Raw genomic sequence first — 17,056 nt, forward strand, 5'->3', positions numbered from 1 at the left:
GCGTCACCTTCTCAGGAGCGCTGAGCCCTGCGGCTCAGTGAGCGAGGGCTGGATTTCTTCGACGACTTGCCGCGCCCCGAGAGGCTCGGATTCGTCATGAAATACTTGTGGGCGTTGAACGGCTCTTCGCCCTCGGCGGGTTGGATCCGTTCGCTCGCGCCGGATGCCAGTACACGCCAGCTCTGCCGGTTGTCGAGGAGGTTCGCCAGCATGATCTGGTCGAGCACCTGCTGGTGCACGGTCGGATTGGTGATCGGCAACAAGGCCTCGACGCGACGGTCGAGGTTGCGCTGCATCAGATCCGCCGAGGAGATGTAGACGATGGCATTCGGGTGCGGCAGGCCCGCGCCGTTGCCGAAGGCGTAGATCCGCCCGTGCTCCAGGAAGCGGCCGACGATCGATTTGACGCGGATCGTCTCCGACAAACCGGGCACACCCGGCCGCAGGCAGCAGATGCCGCGCACCACGCAATCGACCTGCACGCCTTCGGCGGAGGCGTCGTAGAGCGCATCGATGATCTGCGGGTCGACCAGCGAGTTGCACTTGATCCAGATCGCCGCCGGGCGCCCGGCCTTGGCATGGGCGATCTCTTCCTCGATGTGCTGGAGCAGGCGCGGCTTCAGGGTCAGCGGCGAGACCGCCATGCGCTCCAGCTCGGCCGGCTCGGCATAGCCGGTAATGAAGTTGAACATTCGGCTGACGTCACGCGCGATGGCCGGATCCGCCGTGAAGAAGGACAGGTCGGTGTAGATGCGCGCCGTGATCGGGTGATAATTGCCGGTGCCGACATGGCAGTAGGTCACCAGCCGGTCGCCCTCGCGCCGCACCACCATCGACAGCTTGGCGTGGGTCTTCAGCTCGACGAAGCCGAACACCACCTGAGCGCCGGCCTTTTCGAGGTTCTTGGCCCAGCGGATATTGGCCTCTTCGTCGAAGCGGGCCTTCAACTCGACGAGGGCCGTCACCGACTTTCCCGCCTCGGCGGCTTCCGCGAGAGCGGCGACGATCGGTGAGTTCGACGAGGTGCGGTAGAGCGTCTGCTTGATCGCGACGACGTTCGGATCGCGGGCAGCCTGGGCCAGGAACTGCACCACCGAGTCGAAGGTCTCGTAGGGGTGGTGGACGATGAAGTCCTTCTGGCGGATCGCCGCGAAGACGTCGCCGCCCGACTCGCGGATGCGCTCGGGGAAGCGCGCGTTGTAGGGCTTGAACTTCAGGTCCGGCCGGTCGATGCCGACGATCTGCGAGAGCTCGTTCAACGCCAGCATGCCCTCAACGACGAAGACCTCGTCCTGGGCTATCTCCAGTTCGTCGACGACGAAGGTGCGCAGGTCCTCCGCCATGCCTTCCTCGATCTCGAGGCGGATGACGACGCCGCGGCGGCGCTGCTTGAGCGCGCTCTCGAAGTGGAGGACGAGATCCTCGGCCTCCTCCTCGATTTCGAGATCGGAGTCGCGGACCACGCGGAAGGCGCCCTGGCCCTTGACGGTGTAGCCGGGGAAGAGCCGGTTCGTGAACTTCACGATGACCTGCTCGATGGCGATGAAGCGCGCCGTCGAGTCACCGAGCGCATCGGGCAGGCGCACGAAGCGATCGATCATCGACGGCAAGCGGATCAGAGCGCGCAGGGTCCGGCCGTCGCGCGGCCGCACCAGCATCAGCGCGATGGTCGAGCCGAGATTCGGGATGAACGGGAACGGGTGCGCCGGATCGACCGCGAGCGGCGTCAGCACCGGCAGGACGTGCTGCAGGAAGTAGTCGTCGAGCCAGGCGATGTGCTCTTCCGACAGGCCGGCGGGCTCGATCAGCTCGATCCCGACCTCCAGCAATTCGCCGCGCAGGGCGCGCCAGCGATCCTGCTGGTCGAGGGCCAGCCGCGAGACCTCGGCACCGATGCGCGAGAGCTGCTCCGAGGGGGACAACCCATCCTGCGATGGTGAGGTGATGCCGGCGCGAACCTGATCGTACAGGCCCGCGACGCGGACCATGAAGAACTCGTCGAGGTTGTTGGCCGAAATTGACAGGAAGCGCAGTTGCTCCAGCAGCGGATGGTTCTTGTTGGACGCCTCTTCCAGGACGCGCCGGTTGAACTGCAGCCAGGATAATTCACGGTTCACGAAGCGCTCGGCCGAGTGGCGCAGATGGCGGCCGGCCTCCAAGATCGGCTCCCGGGCCGCCTCGTCGACCTTGCCGGTGGTCTTCTGGCCACTCGGGCCGGCCTCCGGCTCGGCAGCCTTCTCCGCGGCGAGGATGCGGGCCGCACGGGCCGTGCGGGCGCGGGCGGTCTCGCTCCGGACGCCACGCTCGGTGGACAAAGTGGTCTCTTCGACCTCGACCACCTCGCCGTCCTGCACCGGGGCGTCCGACTCCATCTCCGGCAAAGGCTGGCCTCCTTCGTTGCGCGCGGGGCGCTGCCCTAGCACGGGCTGGGCGATGTCATATGACAGTTCCGTGACACCAATCGCACGGGGCTGCGCGTATCGGGCGAGCTACTCCGCCGGCTTCGCCTCTTCCGCGAAGATCGTCATGTTCGGCCCGAGATTGGGGGCGGGTTCGCGCGGCGTGTTCACGAGGCCGAGCAGCAGAAGCGATTCGCCCATCACCGCCTTGAAGCCAGGCGAGACAGGGTCGCCGCGAGACTGCACGCTCGGCTCATCCAGCCTCCTCGTCCAATTCGTCGGCTCCCTCTCCCGTCTCCGCCATCCCGAGCCGGTCCAGCACCGCCAGCGCCAGTGGCTTGGTGATGCGGCGGCCGCGCCCGAGGGCGTCGCGGTCGAGCTCGCCTACCACGTCGCGGGCGCGGGCGAGCGAGCGGTCGATGCGCAAGGCCACGGCCTCGACCACGGCAAGGTCGACCACGATCTGGCGATCGACGAAGAGCTTGACGATCACAGCACGCAGCAAGGCGTCGTCGGGCGGCAGGATCTCGATGCTCGGCGCGAGGCGCAGCCGGGAGCGCAGATCCGCGACCTTGAGCCCGAAGCCGTCGACCCCACTGGCGGCGGTGATCATCACCGGGCTGCGGCGCTCGCGCGCGAGGTTGAGCAGGTGGAACAGGGCGGCCTCTTCACGGCCGGGCACCTTGTCGACATCCTCGATGACGAGTGCGCCGTTCGAGACGAGATGCGTGACCTGATCGTCCTTCAGCGCGCCGGCGGACACCGTCCAGGCATGAGCGCGGGTCGCCCAGATCGAGGCGAGATGGCTCTTGCCGCTGCCGGGCGGCCCCTGCAGCAGCAGCACCGTGTCCGGCCAGTCGGGCCAAGCCTCGACGAGACCGTAGGCCGCCTCGTTGGCCGGACCGACCAGAAAATCCTCGCGCCCGTAGCGGGGGTCGAGGGGCAGATCGAAGGTGAGTTGCTTCGGCGGAGCTTTGTCTCGCATGGGCCGGATCTATACACTGGATTCCCTACCGTTTCCGCAGGCTGCGATCATGACGAGGCCGAAGGCGTGGCCACCAGAGCGGGCCGGCGAAACGCGGCCGTTCACCAACCAAGGCGATAACCGCACGGCATTTGCGAAAACTGAATTCAGAAAAATCAAACCAAAATATATCCAAATAATATTCAAGATTTAATGCCGGAGATTTTAGGTCGACCCCGATGGTCAGGGGAACGACATGACGAGTCTGAAACGCAAGATCCTGTTGGCTGCGCAAGCGCTTGCGGTCCTCGCCGTCGGCGTGTCCAGCGCGGCCGCCACATCCGACGAAGTCAGAAACAAGCTTGCTCGCAAAGACTGCGTCCGCGGAAAATTCGCGAACTACTATCTGGAGGGCAAAGGAGGCGATCCGTCGGCCGATTATCGGGGCCGCGTGTTCAAGCTCAGTCAGAATTTCCCCGACCAGCTCCCTCCGGCAGAAAAGCTTCCGTGGCAGGCGATCGATTTCAAGGACGGCGCGCCCGTCGATCCGCGGGCCTATCTGCAGGCACTTCTCGAGTACGGCCTCGAAGGCAACGTCCCGGTCGACTTCTACGTCGAAGATAACACGGTCCGGAAATGGTACGGCATGCCGTGGATGGACTGGAACACCGAGGTCGCGTCCGACTGGCCCGGCACGGATGGCCGTGAGTTCGTCCACGGCTTCACGCACGAGTTCGATTCATCGGGCAACACGCTGAGTACGCTGCAGCGCGACTTCGTCGATACCTGGTCGGGCGCCTACTACAACGACCGCGCCGCCTTCGGAATCGGGCAGGTCTATTGCAACCCGGACGACCCGAAGCCGGGCGCGCTGAATCCCGACCCGACGGCCCTCAACACCTTCCCGGACGGCGCCTTCATCATCAAGCTGCTTTTTTCGACGGTGACGGAAGAGCAGCTTCCGAGCGTCAAGAACGCGCTGGAATGGAAGGCCCACGTCTTCGCCAACGACGATCCGCGTTGGCGCAATGCCGGCCCGCTCTCCCGGTTCAAGCGCGAGATCAGTACGATCCGCATGATCCAGATCGACGTGTCGGTGCGCGACGAGAGGAGCACGACCGGCTGGCTGCTCGGCACCTTCGGTTACGACGGCAACGCCCCGGGCGACACGCCGTGGAAGCGCATGGTGCCGCTCGGTCTGCAGTGGGGTAATTCGCCGAGGGCCACTTTCGCCGAGACCTGCAAGGGCCCGAACGGCCCCTGCGACCAGTCGAAGCTGACCGAGCAGTGGATCAATCCGCAGGCGCTGAAGGACCTCAACACCGCGCCGTTGAACTTCAACCATCTCGGCTATGGCGGCCGTCTCGCCGGCCCCGTCGACAATGCCAAGGCGTCCTGCATGGGATGCCACCAGACAGCCGGCTTCCCCGTCGTGCCGATCCTCCCGGAATTCTCGGCCAATGGCAGCGTGCTCGGCCTCGACGCCGAGCGGCAGCCGCAGACCGAGCAGAGCCTTCGGATGATGTACCAGGGCAACGTCGCCTCGGGCGTGGTCTTCAGCGACACGCAGCTCTACTCGTCCGATTCCTCGCTGCAGCTATCGATGAGCCTGCAGAATTTCGTTTCGATGCGTTGCAGCGCTGGGTCCCCGCCAGATGCGCCTTCACTCTGTAAGCAGCTCGCGCGCTGGCAGGGCCTGCAGCGCAAGTCGATCGATGCGGTGCTCACCTTCGGCAAGCCTGGGCCGGATGGCGGGCCGCTTCCTTCCAATCCGGATTGACCGGAAGGGCCGCCGAATGCCGGCGGATCAGTCGTCGGCGTCGGCCAGCAGAACCGGCTCTTCCGCCAGGTAGAGCCGGCTCTGCAGATAGCGCTCGACGCCGAAGCGCACGATCACGCCGATCGAAGCCGCGACCGGCACCGCGAGCAGCAGCCCTAAGAAGCCGAACAGCGTGCCAAAGGCGAGCAGAGCGAACATCAGCCAGACCGGATGCAGGCCGACGGAATCGCCGACGAGCTTGGGCGAAATCACGTTGCCTTCGAGAAACTGCCCGACCAGGAAGACGCCGACCGTCAGCCCGATATGCAGCCAGTCGCCCGTCGGCCACCACTGCACCAGCGCGACGCCGACCGAGAGAAGGAAGCCGGTCAGGCTGCCGACGAAGGGGATGAAGGTCAGGAAGCCCGAGATCAGCCCGATCAGCACACCGAAGTTCAAACCGACGCAGAACAGGCCGAGCGCGTAGAAGGTGCCGAGGATCAGGCAGACCAGCGACTGCCCGCGCACGAAGCCGGTAACGGCCTGATCAATCTCGCGGGCGAGCCGGCGCGTGGTCTCGCGATGGCGGGCCGGCACCCAGCGGTCGAGGGCGGCGATCATCCGGTCCCAGTCGTGCAGCAGGTAGAAGGCCACGACCGGAGTGATGACGAGAAGCGAGGCGATCGAGATCAGTGCCTGGCTGCCGGACCAGATCGAGCCGAGGAATGCGAGAAACCACTGTCCGCCCTGCCCCACCAGCGAGCCGACCGAGTTCTGCAGCTCGTTCACCACATCTTGACCGCCGACTTTTTCGATTAGCGGGCCGGCTCTCTCGACGATGATGCCCTGGAGCTTCGAGATCATCCCCGGCAGCGCGTTGACCAGCGAGGCGACCTGGCCCGCCGCGAGCGGGACCACGATGATCAGGAGCACGATCAGACCGACCACGAAGCCGGCGAGGATGATGAGCGTCGCCGCAAGCCGGCCGAGTCCGAGCCGCTCCAGCCGATCGGCGAGTGGATCGAGCAGGTAGGCGAGCGCCAGCCCCGCCACGAAGGGAAGCATCACTTCGCGCAGCGCGTACAGCAGGAAGACCAGCACCCCGAGAACCAGCAGACCGATGATTGCCCTGGTTCGCATCCGGCCCCTCGCGTTAGACTCGTCGACGCAACGAGAGTGGGAAGCGTCGCCCATACGGTCAAGGCAGGCCGGAGGCGGGAGATCCGAGATGATCCTCAAGCAATACGTCATCGACCTCCCAGCCGATTACGACATGCAGATCATCCGCGATCGCGTGGCGCGCGCCGCCGATTCCTTCGATCGGTTTCCTGGGCTCGGCCTCAAAGCCTTCCTGGTCCGTGAAAAGGGCCGGCACGGCGCCGATTCCAATCAATACGCGCCGGTCTATCTGTGGCCGGAGATCGAGGCGCTTTGGGGCTTCGTTGCCGGAAGCGGGTTCGACGGCGTGGCTCAGAGTTTCGGGCGCCCCTCGATCCAGACGTGGCTCGGCTTCGCCCTCGCACGGTCCGAGTCCGGTCGCGACCCGACCCGGTTTCGCAGCCTCGTGCGCGAGGACCTCACAATCGAGCGCGGTATCGATCTCGCGGCTCTGAGAACCCACGAAACGCGCAACGCCCACACGGCCGTCACCGAAGCACCGGGGCTCTGCCTCCGCGCGGTCGGGCTCAACATCGAGACTTGGCGGCTGGTCCGCTTCGACTTCTGGGATCGACCGCAGGACGCCCTGCCGGCGAGATCACGCAGCTTCGAGATCCTTCACACATCGGCACCCCGCGTGGAGGATCTCGATTTTCAGGACTGACCGAGGAGCGTTGTCGACAGCGATCTCGGCGGTTGCGCAGGCGATGGGGTGGCACTGGCGCAAAATCGGCTAAAGAGGCGCGAAACAGGACGGGGTGCCGATGACGGCCGCAGATCAAGACGGGCTGACCTACGCGCAGGCGGGTGTCGACATCGACGCCGGCAACGAGTTGGTCGAGACGATCAAGCCGCTGGTGCGCGCCACGCGCCGGCCGGGCGCTGATGCCGAGATCGGCGGCTTCGGCGGACTGTTCGACCTCAAGGCGGCCGGCTTCAAGGATGCGATCCTGGTCGCGGCCAATGACGGCGTCGGCACCAAGGTGAAGATCGCCATCGAGACCGGGCGGCACGACACGATCGGTATCGATCTCGTCGCGATGTGCGTGAACGACATCGTCGTGCAGGGTGCCGAGCCACTGTTCTTCCTCGACTACTACGCCACCGGGAAGCTGGTGCCGGGCGTCGGTGCCGACATCGTGCGCGGCATCTCCGAGGGCTGTCGTCTGGCCGGCTGCGCGCTGATCGGCGGCGAGACCGCCGAGATGCCCGGCCTCTACGCCAACGAGGATTACGACCTCGCCGGCTTCGCCGTGGGCGCGGCCGAGCGCGGCACGCTGCTGCCGCGGCCCGGCATCCAGCCGGGCGACGCAGTGCTCGGGCTCGCCTCCTCCGGCGTCCACTCGAACGGGTTCTCGCTGGTGCGGCGCATCGTGGAGCGGAGCGGGCTCGGCTGGGACGCGCCCGCGCCATTCGCTGAGGGCAAGACGCTCGGCGAGGCGCTGCTCAAGCCGACGCGGATCTACGTGAAGGCTCTGCTTTCCGCGATGAAACATGCCGGCGGCGTTCGAGCGCTCGCCCACATCACCGGCGGCGGCTTCCCCGACAACCTGCCTCGCGTGCTGCCGGACGGCGTCGGCATCGAGATCGATCTCCCCGCGATCCGCGTACCGCCGGTCTTCGGCTGGCTGGCGAAGGAGGGCGGCGTCGCCCAGGCCGAGATGCTGCGCACCTTCAACTGCGGCATCGGCATGGTGGTCGTGGTCGCGGCCGATGCGGTCGAAGCCGTCGAGAGCGCCCTCGCCCAAGCCGGCGAGCCTGCGGTGCGGCTCGGCCGGATCACCGAGCGCGGCCCCGAGCCGGTGACCTTCACGGGCGCGCTCGCACTGTGAGCCTTCCGAAGAAGACGCGGGTCGCGATCCTGGTCTCGGGGCGCGGCTCGAACATGGTCTCGGTGATCGAGGCGGCGAAGGCCCCGGACTACCCGGCCGAGATCGTGCTGGTGCTCTCGAACCGTCCCGATGCCGGCGGGCTCGCGCGGGCGGCCGCGGCCGGCATTCCGGCAAAGGCCATCGACCACAAACAGTTTGCGACCCGCGAGAGTTTCGATGCGGCGCTCGAGGCGGCTTTGCGCGAGGCGGGAATTGAACTCGTCTGCCTCGCCGGCTTTATGCGGATCTTTTCGGCCGGCTTCGTCGAGGCCTGGGCCGGGCGGATGATCAACATCCACCCATCACTGCTCCCGCTGTTTCGCGGCACGCATACCCATGAGCAGGCGCTTGAGGCCGGCGTTCGGCTGCATGGCTGCACGGTGCATTACGTCGTGCCGGAACTCGATGCCGGGCCGATCATCGCCCAGGCCGCCGTTCCGGTCCTGCCGGGCGACGATGCCGACAGCCTCGCTGATCGGGTGATCGTGCAGGAGCACCGGCTCTACCCGAAGGCGCTGGCGCTCGTCGCGTCGGGGCAAGCACCGCTGAAAGACGGGCGCGTCGTCTTCGCTGCGGGACAAGGCGCCAAGGGCGCCCTGCATTCCCTGTAGAGGTCGCCGAAGAGCTGGCCCTTCGGCGATTAGACGCTTGCCTTAGACCGGACGCGGCAGCTTGCAGCTGTCGAGCGCGTTCAGGGCCTTCGCCTTGGCGCTGTCGTTGAAGTAGCCGGTCGCGCGGTAAGACTGAATCTCGCCGCTATCCAGCGACTTCAGCGTCTGATCCGCATAGCAGCCGCAGGGCTTCGCGACGGCCGTTTCCTCGACCTTCTGCAGCTTGGACTGCGTCACGACGCAGGCATGGCTGACGCGACCCTTGAGGTTGCTCTTGGAAGCGGTCTTCAGCGCCGGATCGGGCGTGTAGGCCTCGAGAGATGCGACCTGCGTGCGCCCGCTCTGGCAGGCGGCGAGCAGGGAGGCGAGGCCGGCCGCGATGAGCAGCTTGCTGGCGCGCGAGGAAACGAGGCGCATCGATTTTTGTCCGGGCGAGAGATTCGTCAACGCGATCCTTCTCGTCCCGGCCGGCCTCGCGCCGCTAGGGCAGCGAGGCCACACCGTCTCAGTAATGCGACCCCAAGGTTAGGCGCCGGGGCGCATCGCCCGTCACCTTCAGGCGGCGATGTCGGAGTCCTGGAAGAACTGCGCGATCTCGAGCTTGGCGTTCTCGGCACTGTCCGAACCGTGCACCGTGTTCTCGCCGACCGACTCGGAGAAGGTCTTGCGGATGGTGCCCTCGGCGGCCTGAGCCGGGTTCGTTGCGCCCATGACTTCGCGATACTTGGCGATGGCGTTGTCACCCTCGAGCACCTGCACGACCACGGGGCCCGAGGTCATGAACTCGACGAGCTCGCCGAAGAACGGGCGCGCGCTGTGAACTTCGTAGAACTTTTCGGCCTGGGCCTTGCTCATCTGGATGCGGCGCTGGCCGACGATGCGCAGCCCCGCCTTCTCGATCACGGCATTCACCGCGCCGGTGATGTTCCGCTTCGTCGCGTCGGGCTTCAGAATGGAGAAGGTGCGCTCGGTGGCCATGATCAGACTTTTTTCGTGAGAGGTCGGTGAGGCCGAAAACGGCCGTCGCGGCAGGCTTATAGCGACGGGAGTCCGCGCCCTCAACCGAGCGTGCCGGCCTCGCTGTCATGGCGAAATCGCCACAGTGCCGGAAAATCGCCCCATTGCGACGCTTTGCTCCGGTGAAGACGCGGCGCCCGCACGGACGTCGCCAGGCAGACACCAAGGAGACCGCTGATGCGCATCGCCCTTCGCTCCGCCCTCGTCCTCGCGGCCCTCGGCGCCGCCTCCGCGGCTTCCGCCGCGCCGAAGGACCCGACCGGCACATGGCTCACCGAGGACGGACGCGCCAAGGTGAAGATCGATCGCTGCGGCCCGGGCGCCTCGAACATCTGCGGCAAGGTGGTCTGGCTGAAGTCTCCAACCGGCCCCACCGGCGGTCCTCGCACCGATCTCAAGAATCCCGATCCGAAGAAGCGCTCCCGTCCGGTGATCGGCCTGACGCTCCTCGACAACCTCAAGCCTGAAGAGGCGAAGTTCTCCGGCGAGATCTACAACGCCGAGGAAGGCAAGATGTACTCAGTGAGCCTGGAGCGCGAGAGCGCGTCCGAGCTGAGCATCTCCGGCTGCCTGCTCAAAGTGCTGTGCGGATCGCAGACCTGGAACCGCGTGCCGGACGTGAACCAGCAGGCCGCCATCACTCCGGCCGACGCCAAGACCGCGGCAAAGCCGGCCGCGAAGCCGCAGCCCGAAGCTGAACCGGAAGATTGATAGCCGGCCAGGCTGCCTGACATCAGTCGCACAAAAGAAGAAGGGCGCACCGGAGACGGGGCGCCCTAAGTTTTTGCCTATCCTGATGGGGGTCTAGGCAGGATCCGATTACGACACTTTCCGGTCGTGGCGATGACGTGAACTCTATGGGGGCGGCTCTGTCCCCCGATTTCGATCCGGCGACACGTCACCGGTGCAGTCACATCACTGTCACTGTCGGGACTGACAACCTGAGCATCCCCAAGGTGTAGCTTCTCCGCAACGGCTCCCGATCCTCGACTTTCGGGCAATTGCAGCAATTATAGCAATTGCTATACCTCGATGGCGGCTGAGGTTGGGAGCGGGCGGTGGCGGGTCGAAAGGTCATAGGAAAGCGAAGCGGAGGCGGTCGGGCTTTGACCCGCGCGGCGCTGCTGCTTGCCGCCGTCGGCTCGCCCATGGCGCGCTCATCGGCCGCCGACCTCGCCCCAGCAGGCACGACACAAGGACATGTCGACTGGTCCGGCGGCTATCTCGGCCTTCAGGGCAGCGCCGGCGCCTCCTTCGGAAACTACGAGTTCGGCCCGACGACGATCGGCAACCGCCGCATCGGGACGTTCGAAACGGGAGACGCGACCGGCCGAAACAATCTTGGCCGTGATGCGACGACGGCCCTCGGTGGCGGTTTCGCGGGCTGGAACTGGCAGAGCGGAGCCTTCGTCTACGGGATCGAAGCCGACCTCGTCGGCGCGAATCTAAGGCGCCCCGCTCCGTCCAACGCACCGGGTCTCGGCTATGAAGCGATCGACCCGCCATTCGGCGTGATCCGCGAGACGACTGACCTGATCGGCACCGGCCGCGTGCGACTCGGCTACGCCTTCGACAGCAATCTCGTCTATGCGAGCTTCGGCCTGGCCGGCGCGAACGGACGCGTGCACGCGACCTACCCGGACCTCGCCACGGGCGGCGTAAACACTGCGCGCCGCGACGTGTCCTATCTCGGCTTCACGCTCGGCGCCGGCGTCCAGTATGCGATCTCGCCGAATTTCTCGCTGGGCCTCGATTATCGCTACATCGATTTCGGCCAGAGCAGCCGGTTCGACCTCGCCGTCCTCCCCGGCATCAATGGCGGCCCGGTCTCCACGCGCAGTGCCTTCATCTCAAACGAGATGATGGTCCGCCTGTACTGGCATCCCGAAGGCCTGAAGCTCCCGGCCGAGAGCGAAGAACAGAAGTCGAGCGAGCCGAGCAGGTTCTCGTTTCACGGCCAGACCACCTTCATCAACCAGGCGGTCAGCGGCTTCCATGCGCCCTATGCCGGAGGTCAGAGCCTCGTACCGAATCAGGCGCAGGCGACCACCACCGCGACGGCCTATCTCGGCTTCAAACTCTTCGAGGGAACCGAACTCTACTACAATCCCGAGTTCAGTCAGGGTTTCGGCCTCTCACGCACGCTCGGCGTCGCAGGCTTCGTCAATGGCGAGGCGCAGAAGGCAGGAGCACCGTTCCCGAAGCTTCGCTCCAACCGCTACTTCATCAAACAGACCTTCGGACTCGGTGGCGAGACCGAGGAGGTGCCGGACGGGCCGAATGCGATCGCCGGCACCCGCGACGTCGAGCGGGTCACGGTGGTCGTCGGCAAGTTCGCACTCGGCGACTACTTCGACAACAACGCCTACGCGCACGATCCCCGCGTCGATTTCTTCAACTGGGGGCTCTGGGGATCGGCTGCCTGGGACTTCCCGGCCAACCTGCCCGGTTTCACGCAAGGCCTGATGGTCGAATACAACCGGGCCGAGTTCGCCCTGCGCGCAGCTTACACGCAGGTGCCGAAGCAACCTTCCAGCGACGTCTTCGATTCCCGCGTGCTCGACCGGCAGGGCATCACGGCGGAAATCGAGGAGCGGCACACGCTGCCGTGGCTCGAGCAGCCCGGCAAGCTGCGACTCGGTTTCTTCTCCAACGTCGGCAATACGGCGAATTATCGCGAGGCGATAACGCTGACCCAACTCGGCGCCTTCACCGACGTCAACGATGCGGCGTCCGCAACTCGCACGGCGCGCCGCAAGACCGGCTTCTACGTGAACCTGGAACAGGCCGTGACGAGCGATCTCGGCGTCTTCGCCAGGGCAAGCGCCGGCGATGGCCGCAACGAGAACCTATCTTTCACCGATGTCGACCGCTCGTTCTCCGGCGGCCTCTCGTTGAAGGGAACCAGCTGGGGTCGGGCCGCCGACACGGTCGGGATCGGTACGTCGATGAACCAGCTCTCACCCTCGCACCGCGCATTCTTCGCCGCGGGCGGACTCGGTCTGCTGATCGGCGACGGCCAGCTCAACTATGCGCCCGAACGGGCCATCGAGGCGTATTACGCGATGAGCCTGACCAAATCGGTCACGCTGTCCTTCGACTATCAGCACGTCGAGAACCCCGCCTATAACCGTGACCGCGGGCCGGCCGACTTCTTCGCGACCAGGCTGCACGCGGAATTCTGACGCCGGCGCCCACAACCCAAAGAAAGAGCCGCATCCAAGGTCATCGGATACGGCTCGGATCTTCTGTCTGCCACCCCTGCGGACGACCAATATTGGTCCAACGCGTCAGGCGACCTTGCGGCGGCCGCGGGCCTTGGGCTCTTCGACGACTTCTTCCTCCGGAAGACGGCCGCCCGGACGGCCGAGGCCGATCGACTTGGCGAGCGCGGAGCGCTGGGCGGCATAATTCGGGGCGACCATCGGATAGTCGCTCGGCAGGCCGTAGCGCTGGCGGTAGGAATGCGGATCGAGCCCATGCGTGCCGAGATGGCGCTTCATGGTCTTGTAGGCCTTGCCGTCGATGAAGCTGATGATCGCGTCGGGCGTGATCGACTTGCGGACCTGAGCCGAAGACGGCTTCTCGACGCTCTCGGCTACGGGCGCAGCCTCGACGCTGCCGGACAGCCCGACCAGAGCTGCGTGGACGCTGCCGATGAGTGCCGGGAGATCGGCAGCTGGCAGCGAGTTCTTCGATACGTAGGCCGAAACGATGTCACCTGCGAGCGTGACGAAGTCTGAGTTTGCCGTCTGTTGTTCTTCTGCCATGTCCATGGTCCGCTTGATTGCCCCTCGGCGGGAAGATCATACAAATGATGTCGAGAATCAAGCGAGTATCGTTAAAGTCCATAACAAGTCCAGCAACTCTACGAAATGCAACGTAGAACACAGCTCGTTTGGGGCGGAAACGACCTGAAGTCTGCCGGATTTTTCTGAATGGATAGAGCGATCTGCACGTTGCGTCTGCACAAGGTTAATATCGCTGATCAATTCAATGTGATCGACCTTGCATACGAATTAAAAGTCTTTTCGGCGGATCGCCACCCGATCTGAAGGCCTTCTGCAACTTGGCGATGAAAATGAACCGAAATAAGTGGCGATCGGCAGGTACCGTTTCAGCGTTTTCGGCCGCAGCCCGTTCCAGCGGATTCAGCAAAGAGATGTCGTGAATCGGCCGAAGCGCAATGAAAGCGACGGCAAGATCAGCAGATTGAGAATCGTCGAACTCGCCAAACCTCCGAGAATCACGATCGCCATCGGGCCCTCGATTTCGCGGCCAGGTTCGCCCGCTCCGAGTGCCAGCGGAAGCAGGCCGAGTCCCGTGACGAGCGAGGTCATCAGAATCGGCACGAGCCGGTCCGCAGCACCCTCCACGCAGGTCGCGCGATCCCAAATCCGGCCCTCCACGGCGATGAGATGCTCGTAATGGGCAATCATCATGATGCTGTTGCGCAGGCTGATGCCGAACAAGGTCACGAACCCGACGATCGAGCCGAGCGAGACCACGCCGCCCGTCAGTCCGACCATGAGGACGCCGCCGACGAAGGCGAAGGGCATGTTGGCCAGCACGATGGCGAGGTTGCGCCAAGAGCCGGTGACGACGGCAAGCAGCAGCAGGATGCCGAGCGCGGCAAGCCCAGAATACAGGATCAGATCCTGGCGAGCCCTCGCCTGCGCCTCGGCAGCGCCCTCGAAGCCGACATAGACGCCCGGCGGCAGTTTCACCGAGCGGGCGATCTTGCGCTTGGCCGCCGCGACGAAGGAGGCGACGTCGCGGCCCTCGACATTCGCGGTGACCGTGCGGACGCGCTGAGCGCCGGCATGCTGCACGGCGTAACGGCCCGAGGTTTCGTAGACGTCGGCGGCCTGGGCGAGACGAATGTAGCTGCCGCTCGGCGTTTTCAGCGGAAGGTCGCCGACGGTCGCGAGCTTCGTACGTACGGCACGCTCGAGAATGACGATGACGTTGAAGACCGCGTTCCCCTCATAGGCTTGGCCGACCGTGTCGCCCTGATAGGCCGTGCGGACGATTTCCAGGACTTCGATGGCGTCCAGCCCCCAATGGCGCAGGTCGTTCGGACGCAAGCCGACATTGATCTGGGGCAGACCGGCGGGCGAGCGCTGCTGGACGTCGGCCGCACCGTGAACCTCGGCGAGTTCGCGGGCCACATCACGCGAGGCCGCCTCGATCTTGTCGAGATCGCTGCCGTAGACCTGCACGACCACCGGTGCGGTGAACCCGGAGACCGTCTCTTCGATGCGCTCCGTCAGGAAGGTCTTGAGCGAGAAGCTGGCGCCCGGCGTCGCCGCCATCAGGGCGCGGATGCCGGCCTGGGCGCGATCCTGCGCCGCCCCGTCCAATCCAGGCCGCAGGTCGATGTGAATCTCGCTGTCCTGCGGGCCGCCGACGTCGTAGCCGGCCTCGGCCCGGCCGATCTGCTGTGCGACGGCGCGCACTCCCGGCACCGCTTTCAGGCCTGCCGTGATGTGTGAGCCGAGACGAAGCGATTCCTGCAGCGAGGTTCCGGGCGCCGCGGCCATGTGCAGGATGAGATGCCCCTCCTTCAGGTCGGGCAGGAAGGCACCTCCGAAGAACGGAACGGCCGCCGCTCCGACGAGCGTCGTCAGCAGCGCGCCCGCGAACATGATTCGCGGATACCGATCGAGCCGCAGCAACAGCCGCGTGTAGACGGCGCGGGCGCCGCGCATCACGGGGGGATCGCGGGTCGGCAGGTTCTTGCGGCCGGCGAGCAGAAGTCGGGAGAGGGCCGGCGTCACCGTCAGCGCCGTCGCGAGCGAGGCCAGCACCGCAAGGATGTAGGCGATGGCGAGCGGGCCGAAGAGCCGGCCGGGCACGCCGGTCAGCGCCAAGACCGGCAGGAAGACGAGGAGCACCGCGAAGGTGGCGTAGGCCACCGAGACGCGCACTTCGAGGATCGCGTCGAGGATCACCCGCGGCTCAGCTGTTGGCATACCGGATCGCCGGTTCTCGCGCAGCCGGCGCACCACGTTCTCGACGCCGATCACCGCGTCGTCCACCACCTCGCCGATGGCGATGGCGAGGCCGCCGAGTGTCATAGTGTTCAGGCTCTCGCCGAGAAGCTGCAGCACCAGCACCGCGCTGATCAGCGAGAGCGGGATCGCCACGGCGCTGATCAAGGCCGTGCGCCAGTCGAGCAGGAAGACGAACAGCACGATCACGACGAGGCCGCCGCCGAGCGCCAGCGCCTGCACGACGTTCTCGGTGGCTACCGAGACGAAGTTGGCCGGGCGGAACAGGTCGGCGCGCAGGGTGATGCCGTCGCGCTCTAGGGCGGGACGCAGCTCGGCGAGCGCGGCCTCGACCTTCTCGGTGACGTCGAGCGTGTTGGCCCCGACCTGCGCGCCCACCATCAGGAGCACGCCGGGCTTGCCATCGACCGAGGCCGCGCTGATCGCGGGCTCCGGCGCCGCGACCACGTCGGCGACGTCGCCGAGTACCACGCTGGCACCACCCTCGTTAACTAGCACCGTGCGCGCCACCTCGTCCGGCGTGAGCGATTGCCCCTCGGTCTGCAGGGTGATGCGCTGGTTGATCGTGTCGACGAAGCCGGCGCCGCGCACGCCCGTCGCCTTGCGGGCCGCCGCCAGCACGTCGTTCATGCCGATGCGGAAGCGAATCAGATCCCGCGGCCTGACCTGGACCTGGAACGAGCGCACGTCCCCGCCATAGACCAGCACTTCGCCGACGCCGGGCGCAGCGAGCAGCCGCAGCCGCACCCGCCAGTCGGCGACGGTGCGCAAGTCGATGAGCGAGCGCTTCTCCGCGGTCAGGCCGACGAGGAGCACCGAACTCGTCGAGGAGGTCAGCGCGGTCATGGCCGGCGTCAGCACGCCCTGCGGCAGGCGGCCGGCGAGCGTCGCGAGTCGCTCCGTCACGAGCTGGCGCACCCGGTAGATGTCGCTGCGCCCGCCAAAGGTCACGGTGATCACCGAGAGACCCTGGATCGAGTTGGAGCGCATGGTGGCGAGCCCCGGCAGACCGCTCAGCGCGACCTCGACCGATTGCGTCACCAATACCTCGACCTGCTCTGGGTTGAGCCCGGGCGCCTCGGTCTGCACCGTCACGGTAGGCGGCGCGAATTCCGGAAATACGTCGAACTTCGCCTGTTTCAGCCCGAGGAACCCGTAGACGGCGAGCGCCAGAGCCAACGCCAAGACGATGCCGGGCCGGCGTACGGCAAAGGCGACGAGGGCGGCCTGTGGGCCGTGATGATCGCGGGTCACGGGGGGCAC

14 protein-coding genes are annotated in these 17,056 nt (G+C 66.0%); 6 read left to right on the forward strand and 8 right to left on the reverse strand.

The genetic code is table 11. From position 1 onward, the window contains the following. Positions 1-11 precede the first annotated feature (11 nt). The 3 genes from GGR33_RS04775 to GGR33_RS04785 form a co-directional block, all read right to left on the reverse strand. Positions 12-2,381: an RNA degradosome polyphosphate kinase gene (locus tag GGR33_RS04775; RefSeq protein WP_183502480.1), complete on the reverse strand. Its 2,370-nt coding sequence runs from the start codon at positions 2,379-2,381 to the stop codon at positions 12-14. Positions 2,382-2,489: 108 nt separating this feature from the next. Continuing rightward, the gene (locus tag GGR33_RS04780; RefSeq protein WP_183502482.1) at positions 2,490-2,645 is read right to left on the reverse strand and encodes a hypothetical protein; all 156 of its coding nucleotides are present in this window, start codon (positions 2,643-2,645) and stop codon (positions 2,490-2,492) included. A gap of 7 nt (positions 2,646-2,652) precedes the next feature. Beyond that, positions 2,653-3,384: a P-loop NTPase family protein gene (locus GGR33_RS04785; protein ID WP_183502484.1), complete on the reverse strand. Its 732-nt coding sequence runs from the start codon at positions 3,382-3,384 to the stop codon at positions 2,653-2,655. Positions 3,385-3,619: 235 nt separating this feature from the next. On the opposite strand from GGR33_RS04785, the gene GGR33_RS04790 reads away from it, so the two are divergent. Then, positions 3,620-5,143, forward strand: coding sequence for a hypothetical protein (locus GGR33_RS04790; protein ID WP_183502486.1), 1,524 nt, complete (start codon positions 3,620-3,622; stop codon positions 5,141-5,143). A 27-nt stretch (positions 5,144-5,170) separates the two neighbouring features. Here the strand turns inward: GGR33_RS04790 and GGR33_RS04795 are convergent, their stop codons facing one another. Next, positions 5,171-6,262 carry an AI-2E family transporter gene (locus GGR33_RS04795; protein ID WP_183502488.1) on the reverse strand — a complete coding sequence of 364 codons (1,092 nt, stop codon included), beginning with the start codon at positions 6,260-6,262 and terminating at the stop codon, positions 5,171-5,173. Between the two features lie 88 nt (positions 6,263-6,350). Here GGR33_RS04795 and GGR33_RS04800 point away from each other — a divergent pair, with 88 nt between their 5' ends. The 3 genes from GGR33_RS04800 to purN all read left to right on the forward strand — a co-directional run bounded on the left by GGR33_RS04800 (position 6,351) and on the right by purN (position 8,762). Further along, positions 6,351-6,944: a DUF4865 family protein gene (locus GGR33_RS04800; protein ID WP_183502490.1), complete on the forward strand. Its 594-nt coding sequence runs from the start codon at positions 6,351-6,353 to the stop codon at positions 6,942-6,944. Positions 6,945-7,044: 100 nt separating this feature from the next. Continuing rightward, entirely contained in the window at positions 7,045-8,112 is a 1,068-nt protein-coding gene (gene purM, locus GGR33_RS04805; RefSeq protein WP_183502492.1) for a phosphoribosylformylglycinamidine cyclo-ligase, read from the forward strand. Next, positions 8,109-8,762, forward strand: coding sequence for a phosphoribosylglycinamide formyltransferase (gene purN, locus GGR33_RS04810; RefSeq protein WP_183502494.1), 654 nt, complete (start codon positions 8,109-8,111; stop codon positions 8,760-8,762). Before purM ends, purN begins: the two co-directional genes overlap by 4 nt. Positions 8,763-8,804: 42 nt before the next feature. On the opposite strand, the gene GGR33_RS04815 is transcribed toward purN, so the two are convergent. Then, on the reverse strand, positions 8,805-9,179 hold the full coding sequence (locus GGR33_RS04815) for a hypothetical protein (RefSeq protein WP_183502495.1): 375 nt from the start codon (positions 9,177-9,179) through the stop codon (positions 8,805-8,807). 138 nt (positions 9,180-9,317) lie between these two features. Beyond that, on the reverse strand, positions 9,318-9,740 hold the full coding sequence (ndk, locus tag GGR33_RS04820) for a nucleoside-diphosphate kinase (RefSeq protein WP_183502497.1): 423 nt from the start codon (positions 9,738-9,740) through the stop codon (positions 9,318-9,320). 216 nt (positions 9,741-9,956) lie between these two features. Here ndk and GGR33_RS04825 point away from each other — a divergent pair, with 216 nt between their 5' ends. Together GGR33_RS04825 and GGR33_RS04830 are read left to right on the forward strand one after the other, a co-directional pair. Further along, the gene (locus GGR33_RS04825; RefSeq protein WP_183502499.1) at positions 9,957-10,490 is read left to right on the forward strand and encodes a DUF2147 domain-containing protein; all 534 of its coding nucleotides are present in this window, start codon (positions 9,957-9,959) and stop codon (positions 10,488-10,490) included. A gap of 437 nt (positions 10,491-10,927) precedes the next feature. Next, a complete protein-coding gene (locus GGR33_RS04830; RefSeq protein ID WP_183503504.1) occupies positions 10,928-12,964 on the forward strand; it encodes a carbohydrate porin in 2,037 nt (678 codons plus the stop codon). Between the two features lie 105 nt (positions 12,965-13,069). On the opposite strand, the gene GGR33_RS04835 is transcribed toward GGR33_RS04830, so the two are convergent. Together GGR33_RS04835 and GGR33_RS04840 are read right to left on the reverse strand one after the other, a co-directional pair. Further along, positions 13,070-13,549 carry a Ros/MucR family transcriptional regulator gene (locus GGR33_RS04835; protein WP_183502501.1) on the reverse strand — a complete coding sequence of 160 codons (480 nt, stop codon included), beginning with the start codon at positions 13,547-13,549 and terminating at the stop codon, positions 13,070-13,072. 381 nt (positions 13,550-13,930) lie between these two features. Continuing rightward, the gene (locus GGR33_RS04840) at positions 13,931-17,056 is read right to left on the reverse strand and encodes an efflux RND transporter permease subunit (protein WP_284211020.1); all 3,126 of its coding nucleotides are present in this window, start codon (positions 17,054-17,056) and stop codon (positions 13,931-13,933) included.

The organism is Methylobacterium brachythecii, assembly GCF_014196345.1.
Classification (GTDB): Bacteria; Pseudomonadota; Alphaproteobacteria; order Rhizobiales; family Beijerinckiaceae; genus Methylobacterium; species Methylobacterium brachythecii.